This window comes from Streptomyces sp. bgisy159, assembly GCF_057707805.1.
Genome location: NZ_JBYIQX010000036.1, coordinates 1 through 16,594, shown reverse-complemented (window position 1 = coordinate 16,594; position 16,594 = coordinate 1). Strand labels below are relative to the sequence as shown.

The 16,594-nt window shown below is 74.0% G+C and carries 19 protein-coding genes and 1 riboswitch; of the genes, 11 read left to right on the top strand and 8 right to left on the bottom strand.

The features are described 5' to 3' along the window. Positions 1-5: 5 nt before the first annotated feature. Positions 6-145, bottom strand: a riboswitch (cobalamin riboswitch). Positions 146-370: 225 nt separating this feature from the next. Together AC3ET3_RS27390 and AC3ET3_RS27385 are read right to left on the bottom strand one after the other, a co-directional pair. Further along, positions 371-592, bottom strand: coding sequence for a hypothetical protein (locus AC3ET3_RS27390; RefSeq protein WP_432138249.1), 222 nt, complete (start codon positions 590-592; stop codon positions 371-373). 33 nt (positions 593-625) lie between these two features. Further along, on the bottom strand, positions 626-1,879 hold the full coding sequence (locus AC3ET3_RS27385) for an inorganic phosphate transporter (RefSeq protein ID WP_432157624.1): 1,254 nt from the start codon (positions 1,877-1,879) through the stop codon (positions 626-628). A 174-nt stretch (positions 1,880-2,053) separates the two neighbouring features. Between AC3ET3_RS27385 and AC3ET3_RS27380 the strand changes: the two genes are divergently transcribed. From AC3ET3_RS27380 to AC3ET3_RS27370, 3 genes are all read left to right on the top strand, one after another. Further along, positions 2,054-2,734 carry a class II aldolase/adducin family protein gene (locus tag AC3ET3_RS27380; RefSeq protein ID WP_435613052.1) on the top strand — a complete coding sequence of 227 codons (681 nt, stop codon included), beginning with the start codon at positions 2,054-2,056 and terminating at the stop codon, positions 2,732-2,734. 320 nt (positions 2,735-3,054) lie between these two features. Continuing rightward, the gene (locus AC3ET3_RS27375; protein ID WP_432157626.1) at positions 3,055-4,188 is read left to right on the top strand and encodes an alpha/beta hydrolase; all 1,134 of its coding nucleotides are present in this window, start codon (positions 3,055-3,057) and stop codon (positions 4,186-4,188) included. 312 nt (positions 4,189-4,500) lie between these two features. Beyond that, positions 4,501-5,862: a hypothetical protein gene (locus AC3ET3_RS27370; protein WP_432157627.1), complete on the top strand. Its 1,362-nt coding sequence runs from the start codon at positions 4,501-4,503 to the stop codon at positions 5,860-5,862. Positions 5,863-5,882: 20 nt separating this feature from the next. Here the strand turns inward: AC3ET3_RS27370 and AC3ET3_RS27365 are convergent, their stop codons facing one another. Beyond that, entirely contained in the window at positions 5,883-6,296 is a 414-nt protein-coding gene (locus tag AC3ET3_RS27365) for a VOC family protein (protein ID WP_432157628.1), read from the bottom strand. Positions 6,297-6,563: 267 nt separating this feature from the next. On the opposite strand from AC3ET3_RS27365, the gene AC3ET3_RS27360 reads away from it, so the two are divergent. From AC3ET3_RS27360 to AC3ET3_RS27350, 3 genes are all read left to right on the top strand, one after another. Continuing rightward, positions 6,564-8,162, top strand: a complete 1,599-nt coding sequence (locus AC3ET3_RS27360) for an ABC-F family ATP-binding cassette domain-containing protein (protein ID WP_432138243.1) — start codon at positions 6,564-6,566, stop codon at positions 8,160-8,162. Positions 8,163-8,497: 335 nt separating this feature from the next. Next, positions 8,498-8,719 carry a helix-turn-helix domain-containing protein gene (locus AC3ET3_RS27355; protein WP_432138242.1) on the top strand — a complete coding sequence of 74 codons (222 nt, stop codon included), beginning with the start codon at positions 8,498-8,500 and terminating at the stop codon, positions 8,717-8,719. A 150-nt stretch (positions 8,720-8,869) separates the two neighbouring features. Then, positions 8,870-9,673 carry an enoyl-CoA hydratase/isomerase family protein gene (locus AC3ET3_RS27350; RefSeq protein ID WP_432138241.1) on the top strand — a complete coding sequence of 268 codons (804 nt, stop codon included), beginning with the start codon at positions 8,870-8,872 and terminating at the stop codon, positions 9,671-9,673. A 348-nt stretch (positions 9,674-10,021) separates the two neighbouring features. On the opposite strand, the gene AC3ET3_RS27345 is transcribed toward AC3ET3_RS27350, so the two are convergent. Further along, positions 10,022-10,747, bottom strand: a complete 726-nt coding sequence (locus AC3ET3_RS27345; protein ID WP_432138240.1) for a nucleopolyhedrovirus P10 family protein — start codon at positions 10,745-10,747, stop codon at positions 10,022-10,024. Between the two features lie 87 nt (positions 10,748-10,834). On the opposite strand from AC3ET3_RS27345, the gene AC3ET3_RS27340 reads away from it, so the two are divergent. Genes AC3ET3_RS27340 through amaP form a run of 5 tightly spaced genes read left to right on the top strand, consistent with a single transcriptional unit; the run spans position 10,835 to position 13,165 of the window. After that, a complete protein-coding gene (locus AC3ET3_RS27340; RefSeq protein WP_432138239.1) occupies positions 10,835-11,323 on the top strand; it encodes an Asp23/Gls24 family envelope stress response protein in 489 nt (162 codons plus the stop codon). Between the two features lie 41 nt (positions 11,324-11,364). Then, positions 11,365-11,550, top strand: a complete 186-nt coding sequence (locus tag AC3ET3_RS27335) for a hypothetical protein (protein WP_432138238.1) — start codon at positions 11,365-11,367, stop codon at positions 11,548-11,550. Between the two features lie 3 nt (positions 11,551-11,553). Continuing rightward, positions 11,554-11,928 (top strand): Asp23/Gls24 family envelope stress response protein, encoded by a 375-nt coding sequence (locus AC3ET3_RS27330; protein WP_432138237.1) that lies wholly within the window; start codon positions 11,554-11,556, stop codon positions 11,926-11,928. Next, entirely contained in the window at positions 11,925-12,581 is a 657-nt protein-coding gene (locus AC3ET3_RS27325) for a DUF6286 domain-containing protein (protein WP_432138236.1), read from the top strand. Before AC3ET3_RS27330 ends, AC3ET3_RS27325 begins: the two co-directional genes overlap by 4 nt. Then, entirely contained in the window at positions 12,578-13,165 is a 588-nt protein-coding gene (gene amaP, locus AC3ET3_RS27320; protein WP_432138235.1) for an alkaline shock response membrane anchor protein AmaP, read from the top strand. Before AC3ET3_RS27325 ends, amaP begins: the two co-directional genes overlap by 4 nt. A 46-nt stretch (positions 13,166-13,211) precedes the next feature. On the opposite strand, the gene AC3ET3_RS27315 is transcribed toward amaP, so the two are convergent. The 4 genes from AC3ET3_RS27315 to AC3ET3_RS27300 all read right to left on the bottom strand — a co-directional run. After that, positions 13,212-13,967, bottom strand: a complete 756-nt coding sequence (locus tag AC3ET3_RS27315) for an SDR family oxidoreductase (RefSeq protein WP_432138234.1) — start codon at positions 13,965-13,967, stop codon at positions 13,212-13,214. Between the two features lie 4 nt (positions 13,968-13,971). After that, positions 13,972-15,756 carry a glycoside hydrolase family 15 protein gene (locus AC3ET3_RS27310; protein WP_432138233.1) on the bottom strand — a complete coding sequence of 595 codons (1,785 nt, stop codon included), beginning with the start codon at positions 15,754-15,756 and terminating at the stop codon, positions 13,972-13,974. 34 nt (positions 15,757-15,790) lie between these two features. Next, positions 15,791-16,105, bottom strand: coding sequence for a hypothetical protein (locus tag AC3ET3_RS27305; RefSeq protein ID WP_432138232.1), 315 nt, complete (start codon positions 16,103-16,105; stop codon positions 15,791-15,793). After that, a partial coding sequence (locus tag AC3ET3_RS27300; protein ID WP_435613051.1) for a sigma-70 family RNA polymerase sigma factor occupies positions 16,102-16,594 on the bottom strand: 493 nt, incomplete at its 5' end. The genes AC3ET3_RS27300 and AC3ET3_RS27305, both read right to left, overlap by 4 nt.

Here is a 16,594-nt window from a genome sequence, read left to right as displayed (position 1 = left end):
CTGGTTCGACGAGACCGACGGTGAGAGTTCCTGGCTCCCGGGGGGTTCTACCCCGGTGACAGTGGCGGGACCGCGCCGGATTCGCACCGGCTTCCTCTTCTGCCGCCGTACTTGGCTCGGGCAGTCCACCACGGGTCCGGAAGGGCCGTCAACTTGCCGTTGACCTGCGGTGGGGGAGTGTGCAGAAGCCCACACCGGCGCATGGCGCGCTCCGGGGCGCGGACATGACCGCGCCCCGCCCGCGACCGCCGGTGAGGGCGGGGCGGACAGGGCGGGTGGGGTGTCGCGTGCCGGTGTGGCGTGTGGCCGGCTCAGACCACGGCCGGGCTGATCAGACCACGATCGGGGCGGATCGGGCGGATCGGGCGGATCAGGCCACGATCAGGCTGATGCCGTAGGCCACCGCCCCGGCGCACGCCGCGAAGCAGGCGTAGGCGCCGGTGGTCGCGAGGACCGCGGATCCGCCGTCGGACTGGGCGCGCTCGCGGCGCGAGAGGCCCATGATGCCGAGGGTGAACAGGGTGACGAGGCCGACGGTGACGGCGAGGCTGACGCCGAAGACGGAGCCCAGGGCTTCCCAGTCGATCTTCATGTGATGGTTCCTTGGTTACCGGGTGGGCGGCGCTCAGACCGCGGCGGCGGGAGGCGTGGCCGGGTCGGCGGCGGTGGCCACCGGGGCCGGGGCCGCGATGACGGCCGAGAGGTCGTCGGCGGCCGGGGAGCCCGCCGGGGGCGGGGTGACGGCGGCGATGGCGGTGGTGACCACGCCGGCCGGCTCCTCGGTCTCGTTGACGTTGGTGTGGTCGACGACCTCGCGCCGGGAGGCCTTCCAGATGGCGGCGCTGGAGGCCACCAGGAAGACCGCGACGAGGGCCGTGCCCCAGTCGCCGAGCCCCGTGACGTACTCGGCGAGCGCGCCGACCAGCGCGGCGGCCGGCAGCGTCAGGCCCCAGGCGACGAACATGCGGGTGGCGGTCGACCAGCGGACGACCCCGCCCTTGCGGCCGAGGCCGGCGCCCATCACGGAACCGGAGACGACATGCGTGGTGGACAGCGAGAAGCCCAGGTGGGAGGAGGCCAGGATGGCCGTGGCCGCGCTGGTCTGGGCGGCGAAGCCCTGCTGCGGCTGCAGGTCGGTCAGGCCCTTGCCCATGGTGCGGATGATGCGCCAGCCGCCGATGTAGGTGCCGAGCGCGATGGCCAGGCCCGCGGAGAGGATGACCCAGACGGGCGGGTCCGAGTCGGGGGCGATGGTGCCGCCGGCCACCAGGGCCAGGGTGATGATGCCCATCGTCTTCTGCGCGTCGTTGGTGCCGTGGGCCAGCGAGACCAGGCCCGCGGAGGCGACCTGACCGGCCCGGTAGCCCTTGGCGGACGCCTTCTCGTCGGCCTTCTTGCCGAGGGCGTACGACATCCGGGTCGCCAGCAGCGCGGCGAGACCGGCGACCACGGGGGCCGCGACGGCCGGGATCAGCACCTTGGTGACGAGCACGTCGCCGTGGACCGCGCCGAAACCGGCGGAGGCGACGGCGGCGCCGATCAGGCCGCCCATGAGGGCGTGGGAGGAACTGGAGGGGAGCCCCACCAGCCAGGTCAGCAGGTTCCAGAGGATCGCGCCGACCAGGGCGGCGAAGATGACCTCGGGACGGATGCCCGTCTCGTCGACGAGACCTTTGGAGATCGTGTTGGCGACCTCCACGGAGAGGAAAGCGCCCACCAGGTTGAGCACGGCGGACATGGCCACCGCGACCTTGGGCTTGAGCGCACCGGTCGAGATGGTCGTGGCCATCGCGTTGGCGGTGTCGTGAAAACCGTTCGTGAAATCGAACGCGAGTGCGGTTACCACCACAATCGCGAGGATCAGCGAGAAGTTTTCCATTTACCCAGGCAATCGTTCGAAGTCATTGGCTGTTGGACCGTAGGCAACCTGGGTGAACGGAAGGTGAACTGGAACGGGCGCACGGGTGTCGGATGGGCTTCCGAGGGTTCCGGATCCCGCCCCGGGTGCTCGACCCGGCCCCCGGGCCGGTCCGGAGGCTGGCAGGATCGCCGTATGGCAGAGCGCAGAGGTGATGAGCGGGCGCGGGCCGGCGCGGCGGAGGCACGCGCGTGGGACGCGCTGGTCGCGGCCGCCCGCCGCACCGTCGCCGACGGGCTGGTCGTCGGCACGTCCGGCAACGTCTCGGTACGCGTCGGGGACACCGTACTCGTCACCCCCTCGGGGGTGCCGTACGACCGGCTGGGCCCGGAGGACATCACCGGGGTCGACCTCGACGGCCGGCAGGTCCTCGGCGCCCTCGTCCCCACCAGCGAACTGCCCATGCACCTCGCCGTCTACCGGAGCACCGGGGCCGGGGCCGTCGTGCACACCCACGCCGTGCACGCGACCGCCGTCTCCACGCTCCTGCCGGAACTGCCCGTCGTCCACTACATGACGGCCGCGCTCGGCGGCCCCGTCCGGGTCGCCCCCTACGCGACCTACGGCAGCGAGGAACTGGCCGGCAACATGCTGCGCGCCCTCGACGGCCGCACCGGCTGCCTCCTGCAGAACCACGGCACCGTCACCTACGGTGCCACCCTGGACCAGGCCTACGACCGCACCGCCCAGCTGGAGTGGATGTGCCGCCTGTGGCTCACGGCCTCCGCGGTGCCGGGCCTGCGGCCGAGCCTGCTGACGGCGGAGCAGCTCGACGAGGTGACGGAGAAGCTGCGCGGGTACGGACAGCCCCGCTGACCGGCGCGGGTGCGGCAGCCGGCCGGGGTGCTGCGGCAGTTGATCGGGGCTCGGATCGGCCGGGGCTCGGATCGGCCGGGGCTCGGATCGGCCGGGACTCGGATCGGCTGGGGCGGCAGCCGGCCGGGGCCCGGACCGGCCGAGGCGGGAAGCGGCCGAGACGCGGATCGGTCGGGATGCGGAACAGGCCGGGACGCGGAACCGGCCGGGACGCGGAGGACGGCCGCGAACGCACGCAGGCTGACCGAAATGGGACGTTTCGTCACCCTGGGCAGCCGCACCGCTGGCCGTCGGCCCACGCGCCCCCGACACTGGAACGCGTGCGCCCTGTCAAAGCGACGGCCGTCGCCGTCACCGCAGCCCTGGCCGCCGGAGCGGCCGGTGTCGCCGCCGGCCGCCTCGCCAGCGACGCCGCCCTCAAGGCGCCCGCCGGCCGCCCGCTGCCGACCGAACCCCGGCTCACCGTGCACGGCACCGCCGCCGGCCAGATCACCCTCACCCGTGACCTGGCCAGCCTGCGCCCCGGCACCTACGGCCTCTCCGGTGACGGCAGCCACGCGGTCGTCGGACCCGTCCTCGACCACGCGCCGCACCCCGCCGACACCGTGGTCCGCCGACTCGAACGCGTCACCCACGGCACCCTGCGGCCCGGCGACGCCGTCTGGCTCACTCCCAACGTGCACGTCGGCAACCCCCGCGCCGCCCTCGGCATCGACTACGCCGACATCGACGTGCCCGGCGAGCTGGGCACCCTGCCCGCCTGGTTCGTGCCCGCCGCCCGCCACACCTGGGTGATCGCCGTGCACGGCCTCGGCACCACCCGCGAGCACTCCCTGAACCTCATCGGCTTCCTGCACCGCCGCCACGTCCCGGTCCTCGCCGTCTCCTACCGCGGCGACCTCGGTGCGCCCCGCTCCCCGGACAGCCTCAACCACCTCGGCGAGACCGAGTGGCGCGACGTGGACGCGGCGATCCGCTACGCCGTGCGCTACGGCGCCCACCGCGTCGTCCTGCTCGGCTGGTCCACCGGCGCCGCCATGGCGCTGCGCGCCGCCGCCCACTCCGGCGTGCGCGAACGCGTCGCCGGACTGGTCCTGGACTCCCCGGTGCTCAGCTGGCAGACCACCCTGCGCGCCCTCGCCACCGCCCGGCACACCCCCGGCGCCCTGCTGCCGCTGGCCGTACGGGCCGCCCAGGGCCGGGCCGGCCTGCACGGCGGCCCCCAGGCCAACGGCACCGACGCCGCCCTGCCCCCGCCGGCCGTCCCGACGCTGCTCTTCCACGGGCCCGGCGACGTGGTCGCCCCCTGGCACCTCTCCCGCCACCTGGCCGACCGCCACTCCGGCCGCGTCGCCCTGCACACCGTCCCCGACGCCCCCCACGGCGCCATGTGGAACCCCGACCCGGGCGCCTACGAGGAGGCCCTCCGCCGCTTCCTGACGCCCCTGGTGTGAGCCGGGGCCCGCGAGCGCCGGCCCTACGGTTCCGTTTGGTGCCGGACCAGTGGCCTGTTTTCGGCCTTCGTGCCCCCGTGAGGTGGTGTACCCAGGCCGGTCACGTGGCCGCCGGTGACATTCCGTTTGGGTTTTCGCACCGTCAACCGGAAGACTGCACCCGTGACGTCCCGTATCCCGCGCGACTCCAGGCTTCGACTCGTCCGCCCGCGACCCCTGGCCGCCGCCCCTTCAGCAGTGAACGAGCGGCGCCCACGCCGCCCCGCACCCCGCCCCCCGCAGGGCACCCCGGCCCCGGCGGAGCTGGCCAGAATGGCGCGCTCCGGACTGGCCGGCGCGGTCCGGGTCGCCCGCTGGGCCGACGCGGCCCTCGGCCCGGGCGGCGACGCGGCCACCGCCGACGGCAAGGCCACCCTGGCGGACGCGACCGCCGAACGAGCGGCCGGCCACCTGGGCCTGACCCCGGCTCAGGTCAGGGCCGACTGGGACACCGCCCGCCTCGCCGGCCTCGTCGAGGTGCACGGCGCCAGCGCCCGCCCCGGCTGGCGGCTGCGCGCCTGGGACCGCGACGACAGCGCCGTCCTGCGCGGCTGGGTCGCCCTCTTCGACGCCTGGTCACTGGCCGTACCCGAACCCGCCGGCCAGGAGCCCGCCGCGGTGGCCGAGGTCGTCTCGGCCATGCCACAGGTACTCTCCTTCCTCCAGCTGTCCGCCGGCCCCGTCCCCGTCGAACAGCTCCTCGACCTCCTGCGCCAGCGCGTCACCGAACTGCGCACCGAGCGCTGCGAGATCAGCTACGACACGGAGGCCGACGGCGACACCGGGACGGCGACCGGAGTCAGAGCCGGCGCCGGAGCCGGCACCCCGCCCCCGGACACCGCCCCCCTCACCGCCCCCGGCGCTCCCGCCGCCCCCTCCGCCGACGCCGACCCGGCGGAACCCGCGCGCGACGCCGAACTCGCCCCCCTCCTCGACTGGGCGCTGCACGCCCTCGCCTCCGTCGGCGCGCTCACCTGCGGCGACGGCCAGGCCACCCTGACCCCGCTCGGCAACTGGGCGGTGTGGGTCAAGCTGGAGCAGATCTGCGTCGCCGCGCAGAGCCCCGCCGGCAACATCGAGCAGGCCGCGGAGGACATGCTGCGCGGCTGCGCCCAGCTGCGCCCCAACGCGGCCCGCGCCGAGTACCGCGCCTGGCTCGCCGCCCGGCCCGTCGGCAGCGCCGTCACCGAGCTGCTGGCCGCCGCCCGCGGTGAGGACGCCCTGCTGCGCGGCCTGGCCTTCGAGGCGCTGCGCGTCGTCGGCGCCCCCGCCGAACCCGATGTCCGGGCCGTCGTCGACGACCCCGCCCTGCGGCCCTACGCCCTGCTCTGGCTGGCCGAGCACGACGGCGTGGACCCCGAGGACGCCCACGAGGTGCTCACTCGCGAGGAGGCCACCTGGCTGTGGGTGGACACCGCGGCGGCGGTCGCCGACCACGGCGAGGCCCCGATGCTGGTCCGCCACCTGGAGTCCGCGCTCCAGCCGACGGTGCCCGCGCTGCTGCACGAGGTCCGCGCCGTCGGGCACCCGCGCACCGTGCAGGTGCTGGTCGCGCTGGCCGCCGCGCACCCGGACCCGGCGCTGGCCAAGGCCGTGCGCCGGGCCGCCTTCCAGGTGCACACCGGGGGCAGCTGAGCCGCGCCCAGGCGTCGGCGTCAGCCGGGTATCTCCGGGGCGTAGGTGCCGAAGCTCCAGACGTTGCCCTCCAGATCGCGGGCCATGTAGTCGCGCGAGCCGTAGTCCTGGTCCGTCGGTTCCATCAGGACCTCGGCGCCGTGCCGCACGGCCCGCCGGTGGTGTGCGTCGACGTCGTCCACCACGACGTACACCCCCGTGGGGCCGGTGCCCTTCATCGCCTCGTCGAAGCGGCTGCCGGTGCCCTTCGAGCCGATCATCACCGCGCCGTTGCCCTGCGCCAGCTCGGCGTGGGCGACCCGGCCGTCCTCGCCCTCGTACACCGCCAGCTCGGTGAAGCCGAACGCCTCCGTCAGCTGCCGGACCGCCGCCCGGGCGTCCCGGTACAGCACCGTGGGGTACACGCTCGGCCGCGTGCCGTCCGCTCTTGTCATGCCGACCCCTCCCGAGTGCCGGATGAGACTGCGTCACTCCTGCCAGTGTCGCAATGGCCACTGACATCCCGCACGCGGAGATCGAACACGCGAACGCCGGAAAAGTGGTTGCACGGGGCCGTTAGACTGGCCCCCATGGCCATTCTCCTCGCGCATTAGACGGCGGGACGCCCGCCCGTCGACCGCCACCGCCCCCGCGGCGGCGCGCCACGCGCGGCACCCCCCGGCCCGCCCTTCCCGCCACCCCTTCCGCCCTGGAGTCTGTCCGTGATCTCCGCCTCCGGTATCGAGCTGCGCGCCGGTGCCCGCATCCTCATCGAGAACGCCTCCTTCCGCGTCACCAAGGGCGATCGCATCGGCCTCGTCGGCCGCAACGGCGCCGGCAAGACCACGCTGACCAAGGTCCTGGCCGGCCAGGGCATCCCCGCCGCCGGCACCGTCACCCGTTCCGGAGAGGTCGGCTACCTCCCGCAGGACCCGCGCACCGGCGACCTCGACATCCTCGCCCGCGACCGCATCCTCTCCGCCCGCGGCCTCGACGTCCTGCTGCGCAAGATGCGGGAGAACGAGCAGCGCATCGCCACCGGCAAGGGCACCACCCGCGACAAGGCGATGAAGCAGTACGAGCGCCAGGAGACCGAGTTCCTCACCAAGGGCGGGTACGCCGCCGAGGCCGAGGCCGCCACCATCGCCGCCGCGCTGAACCTGCCCGACCGCGTGCTCGGACAGCCCCTGCACACGCTCTCCGGCGGTCAGCGCCGCCGTATCGAGCTGGCCCGCATCCTGTTCTCCGACGCGGACACCCTGCTCCTCGACGAGCCGACCAACCACCTGGACGCCGACTCGATCATCTGGCTGCGCGACTACCTCAAGACCTACCGCGGCGGCTTCATCGTGATCTCCCACGACGTCGACCTGGTCGAGACGGTCGTCAACAAGGTGTTCTACCTGGACGCCAACCGCTCCCAGATCGACGTCTACAACATGGGCTGGAAGCTCTACCAGCAGCAGCGCGAGGCCGACGAGAAGCGCCGCAAGCGCGAGCGCGCCAACGCCGAGAAGAAGGCCGCCGCGCTCAACTCCCAGGCCGACAAGATGCGCGCCAAGGCCACCAAGACGGTCGCCGCGCAGAACATGGCCCGCCGGGCCGAGAAGCTGCTGTCCGGTCTGGAGGCGGTCCGCCAGTCAGACAAGGTCGCCAAGCTGCGCTTCCCGGAGCCCGCGCCCTGCGGCAAGACGCCGCTGACCGCCGAGGGCCTGTCGAAGTCGTACGGCTCGCTGGAGATCTTCACCGATGTCGACCTGGCCATCGACAAGGGGTCCCGGGTCGTCATCCTCGGCCTGAACGGCGCCGGCAAGACCACCCTGCTGCGGCTGCTCGCCGGCGTCGAGCAGCCCGACACCGGTGCCGTCATCCCCGGTCACGGCCTCAAGCTCGGCTACTACGCCCAGGAGCACGAGACGCTCGACCCGGACCGCACCGTCCTGGAGAACATGCGCTCCGCCGCCCCCGACATGGACCTCGTCGAGGTCCGCAAGGTGCTCGGTTCCTTCCTTTTCTCCGGCGACGACGTCGACAAGCCGGCCGGGGTCCTCTCCGGCGGGGAGAAGACCCGTCTCGCCCTGGCCACCCTGGTGGTCTCCTCGGCCAACGTGCTGCTGCTGGACGAGCCCACCAACAACCTCGACCCCGCCAGCCGCGAGGAGATCCTCGGCGCGCTGCGCACCTACAAGGGTGCGGTCGTCCTGGTCACCCACGACGAGGGCGCCGTCGAGGCGCTCCAGCCGGAGCGCATCATCCTGCTGCCGGACGGCGTCGAGGACCTGTGGGGTTCCGACTACGCGGACCTCGTCGCCCTGGCCTGACCGCGGGGGTGATCCACTGCGTATGGATCATTCGGCCTAGCCGTGATCCATCATCTGTGTGAGATCTCCTCGTATTGAGGTGTGTCCTACACGGATTTCGCGGCCGATCCCCCCGCCGCCGGGGGATCGGCCGTTGCCCGTCTCTGACCTGGGAGTTCCCGCGACGACTCGTTCGATCGTGCGGACGGATGTGTGTGGAATCACAGCTTCCGCTTGTGGGGGTGCGCTCCTGTCGTCAAAACCGTGTCGCACGGACCTTGCCGAATGGGTGGCCATCACGCCCCGGAGGGGTGATCATGAGGAGACCAGAGCGCACTTCCCATGAGGAGGCACGGGTGGCCGAGACTCTGAAGAAGGGCAGCCGGGTGACCGGCGCCGCGCGCGACAAGCTCGCGGCAGACCTGAAGAAGAAGTACGACTCCGGTGCGAGCATTCGGGCACTGGCCGAGGAAACCGGCCGCTCGTATGGCTTCGTTCACCGGATGCTGAGCGAGTCGGGCGTCACGCTTCGTGGGCGTGGCGGGGCGACCCGGGGCAAGAAGCCCGCTTCGTCCTGATCCCCGGCGGTCCATCGGCTTCGATGGTGGCCACCCGGTCGGTCGTCCCCCGGGCCCTTGAGGGACCCTGGGCGACTCCAGGACCGGCCGGGTGGTTACTGTGCAGTCACTTAGCTCCGCTTCGCTGACCGCACACATCGGAGGCGCCCCATGGCAACGCCCGCCAAGGACCTCGGTCCGGTACTCGACAAGGACGGCGTACGGCTCACCGTCGACGACGCGTTCGCCACGGTGACGCTGACCAATCCGGCCAAGCGCAACGTGCAGAGCCCCGCCATGTGGCGGACGCTCGCAGAGGTCGGACGTCGGCTGCCGGGCTCCGTCCGGGTCGTCGTGCTGCGCGGTGAGGGCAAGTCCTTCTCCGCCGGGCTCGACCGGCAGATGTTCACGCCCGAGGGGATCGAGGGCGAGCCCTCGTTCATCGACCTCGCGCGCAGCGGCGACGCCGAACTCGACGCCGCCATCGCCGGGTACCAGGAGGCGTTCACCTGGTGGCGGCAGAGCGACATCGTGTCGATCGCCGCTGTCCAGGGCCATGCCATCGGGGCCGGGTTCCAGCTCGCGCTCGCCTGCGACCTGCGCGTCGTCGCCGACGACGTGCAATTCGCCATGCGCGAGACCAGCCTCGGGCTCGTCCCCGACCTCACCGGTACGCATCCGCTGGTCTCCCTCGTGGGCTACGGCCGGGCGGTCGAGATGTGCCTGACCGGACGGTTCGTCCAGGCTCAGGAGGCCGTCGCCAGTGGCCTCGCGAACGTCGCCGTGCCCGTCGGCCAGCTCGACGAGACGGTGCGGGAACTGGCGGCCGCGATCCTGGCCGCCCCCCGCGAGGCGGCCATCGAGACCAAGGCGCTGCTGCGGGCCGCCGGCGGCCGCACCTACGACGAACAGCGCGCCGCCGAACGAGCCGCGCAGGCCCGACGCCTGCGCGACCTGGCGGGCCTGGGCGAATAGCCCACGCGCGCCCGGGAGGCGCCGCCGGGCCGGGGTTCCGCGGTCCCCGGCCGGTGCTGACCGTTCGTGCCCGGTCGGGCGCCTGCCCCGCCGGAGGCTGCCGCCCGCGTCGTAGGGCGGTCCCAGCGGGGTGACCCGGGCCGGGCGCGGTCAGGGTGGCCCGCTGCGCGCGGTCGACGCGGCCACGCGGAGTGCCCTGCCTCCTCCCGGGCGACCGCTCGTTCCCGGCCTCCGGCGAACCAGGGGGCCCGAGGGCTGTCGTGAACGTCCCTCCTGCGCCGCGGCGCCCGGCGCGGCGCCTCGCCGCGTTGTCGGGCCGCCCGCGTACGCCCGGCAGGCGGGCGGCCCCTAGCCGGCCGACGTCACCACCACCGCCACCGTCGGGTGGTCCGGCAGCGCCTCGGACACCGCCGCGCGGACCTGGCGGGCGACGTCCACGGCCCGGTGGCCGGCGCCGACCGCGAGCTCCACGCGCGCGTGGCGGCGGGGCAGGGCGGCGCCCTCCGGCCGGTGCTGCTCCAGGTGCACCGACCGGCCGACGCCGCCGAGGACCCCGGTCAGGGCGACGACGCCCGGTACCGAGCGGGCGGCGTCCGCCGCGCGGCTCTCGTCGTCGCCGGTCACCGTGCCGGCCGACGGCGGCCCCGGGGGCGGCTCCTCCTCCTGACCCGGCTCCTCGTCCAGCAGGGACGCCACCCTCAGGTCCACCTCCGCCACCGTCAGCCCGAGCCGCTGCCTCGCCGCGTCGGCGAGGGCGGCGCGCAGCCGGGCGGCCGCCGCCGGCAACGGCTCGGCCGGCCCCACCGCGATGTCCCCCGTCACCCGCAGCGGCCCCGGCGGCAGACCGCTCGGCGGCGGCGGTACGGCCGGCTCCGCGTCGCCCGCGGGGTCCGCCGGCCCCAACCGCAACCCGTCCAGCCGCACCCCGCGCACCTCCCGCGCCGCCGCCCGCAGCACCGCCCGGGCCGCGTCCTCCGTGATCCACGCGCCGTCGGCGGGGCCGCCGAGCGGCAGCAGCCTGCCCAGCCCCACCTGACGTCGCACCGCTTGTGTCCAGCTCTCCGCCGCCGTCATTCCTCCAGCCTGCCGCATCCCCGGGGCGCGGGAGCGCAACCGCGCTTACGGTGGGGAGAGGAAGACGACCGAAAGGGACGTACGGCGATGACCGAGATGACGGACCGAAACCGGACGCAGAATTCCGAGCGCGAGACCGACACGCCGGTGCAGACCCGCAAGCCCACCCGTCGCGGCGGCGGTGACCCGGGAACCCGCGGGCGAACCACCATCGCCGACGGCGTGGTGGAGAAGATCGCCGGCCTCGCGGCCCGTGACGTGGACGGCGTGCACGCCATGGGCAGCGGCTTGAGCCGAACCTTCGGCGCCGTGCGCGACCGCGTACCGGGCGGGTCGACGAAATCGGTGACCCGCGGTGTGAAGGCCGAGGTCGGCGAGGTGCAGACCGCGCTCGACCTGGAGATCGTGATCGAGTACGGCGTCGCCATCGAGGACGTCGCCCGCGGCGTGCGCGAGAACGTCGTCGCGGCGGTGGAGCGGATGACCGGCCTGGAAGTGGTCGAGGTCAACATCGCCGTGACCGACGTCAAGCTGCCCGAGGACGAGGAAGAGGAGCCGGAGCCCCGGATCCAGTGACCCGCCGCGGCGGACAACCGTACGGCTGAGGGGAGAGCACCTTGAGCATGGCCATGGTCGGCATGATCGCCGGCATGGCGCTGGGCTTCGCCGGGTACTTCGGCGGGTTCGGCGCCTTCCTGCTGGTGGCGGCGTTGGGCGCCGTCGGTTTCGTCGTCGGACGGGTCCTCGAAGGGGACTTCGACCTCGGCGACTTCTTCCGGTCGCGCGACGACCGGCGGCGGTGACCGGTGAGCGTGGGGACCGGCACGCTCGGCGGACGCCCCGCCCTCGTCCCGCCCGTTGAGCGGGGCGCCACCCGGATCGCCGACCGGGTCGTCGCCAAGATCGCTTCCCAGGCGGCCCACGAGGCGGTCGGCGCCCTCCCGCCGGACGCGACCCGGCCCCGGGCCACGGTCGTCGTGCACCACTTCGCCGCACACGTCAGGGTCCACCTCGAACTCGGCTATCCCTGCGACCTCGCCGCGCGCTGCCGTGCCGTCCGCCGTCACGTCGCCGAACGGGTGCGGGCGCTGGTCTCGATGGACGTGCCGGAGGTCGCCGTCCACGTGGAGCGGCTCCACCCGACGACGGCACACGGCACGGCACGGGGGAGGACCCGATGACCGAACCACCGGCCCCCGGCCCCGAGGACACCACCCGGCGACTGCCGGTCCTGGAGAAGGAGCCCCCGCCAGCTCCCGACGCCGAGGCCGGAACCGGGGCAGCACCCGCCGGCCGCCGCCGCTTCTGGTCGGCGCGCCGCGTCCCGGTCGGCATCACCGCCCTCGTGCTGCTGGTCGTCGCGGGTGCCTTCCTCTACGACGTCGTCGCCGTGCGGGCCGGTCACGACGCCCTCGACTGGCGCCGTGACCTCGCCCGGCAACTCGCCGAACGGCCCCTGGACGACACCTGGGTCCTGGTCGGCGCCGGGGTCGCCGCCGCGCTCGGCCTCTGGCTGATCGTCCTGGCCGCCACCCCCGGCCTGCGTGCCGTCCTGCCCATGCGCCGCACCCACCCCGACGTCCGCGCCGGCCTGCACCGCGACGCCGCCGCGCTGGTGCTGCGCGACCGTGCGATGGAGGTGGCCGGTGTGCAGTCGGCACGCGTCCGGGTGCGCCGGCGCCACGCCGAGGTCCGCGCGCTGTCCCACTTCCGCGACCTGGACGACGTACGGGCAGATCTGGACCAGACCCTCACCGGTGCCCTCGCGGGCCTGGGCCTGGCCCGCCCGCCCGCCCTGTCGGTGCGGGTACGGCGCCCCGGGAAGAAGGGATGAGGTCGATGCTCAGGACCGTCAACCGGGTCCTCCTCGCACTCGTCGGGCTGGTGCTGCTGGTGATCGGCGGGGCGGTGCTCGCCGTGGGCCTGGGCGCGCCCGCGCCCTCCTGGTGGCTCCACGACGACCAGCACGACGTCCTGCTCAGCACCGCCGAACGCACCCGCTGGCGCGACGACGGCTGGTGGTGGCCCACCGTCATCGCCGTGCTCGCCGTCGTCGTCCTGCTGACCCTGTGGTGGCTGACCGCGGTGGTGCGCCGCCGTCGGCTCGGGGACCTCCTCGTCGACACGGGCGACGGTGAGGGCGCGCTGGTGCGGGGCCGGGCCCTGGAGCACGCGGTGACCGCCGAGGCGGCCCACCTGGACGGCGTCGCGCACGCCCACGTCCACCTCACCGGCCGCCGCACCGCCCCCGCGGTCCGCGTGCGACTGCGGATGGAGCCGCACGTGGACCCGGGCACGGCGCTGCGTGAACTGACCGACCAGGCGCTGGAACACGCCCGGGGGTCGGCGGGACTTGCGGCGCTTCCGTCCGAGGTACGCCTGAAGGCCGTGAAACACCGCGCCGAGCGGGTCAGCTGACCCAGGGCCGTCCCGTCCCGCGCGACGGCGCCCGGCCGACGCCCCGTCAGAACCCGTGCCGCACACCACCGTCCACCGGCACCATGATCCCCGTCAGATAGGAGGCCGCCGGCGACAGCAGGAAGGCCGCCGTCCGCCCGAACTCCTCGGGCTTCCCGTAGCGCCGAAGCGGAATCCGCGCCTCGTTGGCCGCCCGGGTCGCCTCCGGGTCCGGCGACATCCCGTCCAGCTCGCGCACGCGGTCGGTGTCGATGCGCGCCGGCAGCAGTCCCACCACCCGGATGCCGCGCGGCCCCAGCTCGTCGGCCAGCGACTTGGCGAACCCGGCGAGGCCCGGCCGCAGCCCGTTGGAGATCGTCAGTCCCGGGATCGGCTCGTGCACCGACCCGGACAGCACGAACCCGATGACCCCGCCGGCCTCCAGCTCGTCCGCCGCCGCCCGGGCGAGCCGGACCGCCCCGAGGAACACCGACTCGAACGCCGCCCGCCACTGTTCGTCGGTGTTGTCGGCGGCGAACCCGGGCGCCGGTCCGCCCACGCTGACGAGGATGCCGTCGAAGCCGCCGAAGCGCTCCCGCGCGGCCGCGATCAGCCGGGCCGGCGCCTCCGGATCGGCGTTGTCGACGGCGACGCCCACCGCGTCCGCGCCCAGTCCGGCGGCGGCGTCGGCGGCCCGCTCGCCGTCCCGCCCGGTCACCACCACCTTCGCACCGTCGGCGACCAGTTCCCGCGCCACCGCGTGGCCCAGGCCGCGGGTCGCTCCCGTGACGACGTACACCCGGTCCTTCAGTCCAAGATCCATGGCCCTATTCTGCTGCGTCGCCGCCGAACAGGGCGAGGGCGGTGTTCACCAGGCCGATGTGGCTGAACGCCTGCGGGAAGTTGCCCAGGTGCCGGTCGCTCACCGGGTCGTACTCCTCCGACAGCAGCCCCACGTCGTTCGCCAGCCCGCCCAGCCGCTCGAACAGGGCACGCGCCTCCTTCGTACGGCCCGTCATGTGCAGGGCGTCCGCCAGCCAGAACGAGCAGACCAGGAAAGCCCCCTCGGAACCGGGCAGGCCGTCGGTGGTGGCGTTGACGCTGTAGCGGCGCAGCAGTCCGTCATGGGACAGCTCCGCGCGGACCGCGTCGACCGTGCCGACGACCCGCGGGTCGTCCGGCGGCAGGAAGCCGACCCGGGGGATCAGCAGCAGCGAGGCGTCCAGTTCGGCCGAGCCGTACGACTGGGTGAAGGTGTTGCGTTCGGCGTCGTAGCCCTTCTCGCACACCTCGCGGTGCACCTCGTCCCGCAGCGTGCGCCAGCCGTCGAGGTCGCCGGGCAGGTCCGGGTGCTCCTCCAGCGCCCGGACGGCCCGGTCGGCCGCCACCCACACCATCACCTTCGAGTGCGTGAAGTGGCGGCGGCCGCCGCGTACCTCCCACAGGCCCTCGTCCGGCTGCCGCCAGTTCTCGCCCAGCCAGTCCATCAATGCCACCTGCAGCGCCCACACGTGCGACTTCGGCGACAGGCCGGAGTCGCGGGCCAGCGCCAGGGAGTCCATCACCTCGCCGTACACGTCGAGCTGGACCTGTCCGACCGCCTCGTTGCCGACCCGGACGGGGGCCGAGCCGCCGAAGCCGGGCAGCCAGTCCAGCTCCAGCTCCGGCAGCCGGCGCTCGCCCCCTACGCCGTACATGATCTGCAGGTCGGCCGGGCTGCCGGCGACCGCGCGCAGCAGCCAGTCGCGCCATGCGGCGGCTTCGTGCACATAGCCGGCGCTGAGCAGGGCGCCCAGGGTGAGGGTCGAGTCGCGCAGCCAGCAGAAGCGGTAGTCCCAGTTGCGGACGCCGCCCATCTCCTCCGGCAGGGAGGTGGTGGGCGCGGCGACGATGCCGCCGGTCGGGGCGTAGGTGAGTGCCTTCAGGGTGATCAGGGAGCGGACCACGGCGTCCCGGTACGGGCCGTCGTAACGGCAGTGGCTCACCCAGGCGCGCCAGTCCTCGACGCTGGCCCGCAGCGCCTTGTGGGGGTCGATGAGCGGGGGGCGCGGCTCGTTCGAGGGGTGCCAGGTGAGGACGAACGCCACCTGTTCGCCCTCGGCCACGGTGAATTCCGAGTAGGTGGACATGTCCTCGCCCCAGGTGTGCACCTCGGGCTCGCTGCGCAGCCAGACCGCGTCGGGCCCGGCCACGGCGATGCGGTGGCCGTCCGTCCGGCGCACCCAGGGGACGATCGAGCCGTAGTCGAAGCGCAGCCGCAGCTCGCCGCGGACCGTGACCCGGCCGCGCAGGCCCTCCACGATCCGCACGAGGTCGGGGGCGCGGTCGCGTTGCGGCATCAGGTCGGTGACCCGGATCGCTCCGTCCGGGGTCTCCCACTCGGTGTCCAGCACGAGCGTGTCGCGGCGGTAGGCGCGGCGGGTGCAGGGGCCGTCGGCTCCCTTGGGCCTGATGCGCCAGTAGCCGTGGTCCTCGTCGCCCAGCAGCCGGGCGAAGCAGGCACCGGAGTCGAAACGGGGCAGACAGAGCCAGTCGACGGATCCGTCCCTGCCCACCAGGGCGGCCGTCTGCTCGTCGCCGATGAGTGCATAGTCCTCGATTCGGGGTTCCACGCCCTAGCGGGTTCCCGGCGGACCGGGCGGGCAATCAGGGCCGTGACCCGGGCAACGGTGTGGGGCCGGCCGCGCCGCCGGCGCCGGAGAAGATCACACCGGGTTCGGCGGGTGCCTGGTTGAGCACCCACAGACCGATCAGCGTGGCCAGTGCGAAGACGACGATGACCAGGACGGCCAGGACCAGCCGCCGTCTGCGCTCGCGGCGCCGCCACTCGCCGCGGGCCGAGCGGTAGGCGTCGGGGGCGGCCTGCACCCCGTCCGCGAGCGCGGCGAGGGCCGCCCGCAGTTCCCGTTCCGTACGGTCGTGGCCGGTGCCGGGTGCCGGAGTCGTGTCTCGATGCGTCATCGCCGGGCCTCCATCGCCTGGCTCAGTGCGGCGATGCCGCGTGCCGTGTGGGTCTTGACCGAGCCGCTGGAGATGCCCATGGCGGCGGCTATCTCGCCCTCCTTCAGCCCGAGCCAGTGCCGCAGCACCAGCGCCTCGCGCTGCCGGGCCGGCAACTGCTGCAGCGCGTCGATGAGGACCCGCTGGTCGTCCCGGAGCAGCGCGGTGCTCTCCGCCGAGGCGACCACCTCCTCGGGCGGGCTCGGCGGGCTCTCCACGTGCCGGCGGGCGACCTGGAGGTGGCGTATCCGCATGCGGGTCAGATTGCAGACGGTGGAGCGCAGATACGCCTCCGCGGCCTGGACGTCCCGCAGCCGCCGCCACTTGCGGTAGATCTGGTAGTACGCCTCGGCCACCACGTTCTCCGGGTCGTCGGCGCCGAGCAGCACGGCGAGCCGCAGCATCGAGGAGTAGTGCAGCTCGAAGAGGCGCGCGAGGAAGGGCTCGCGC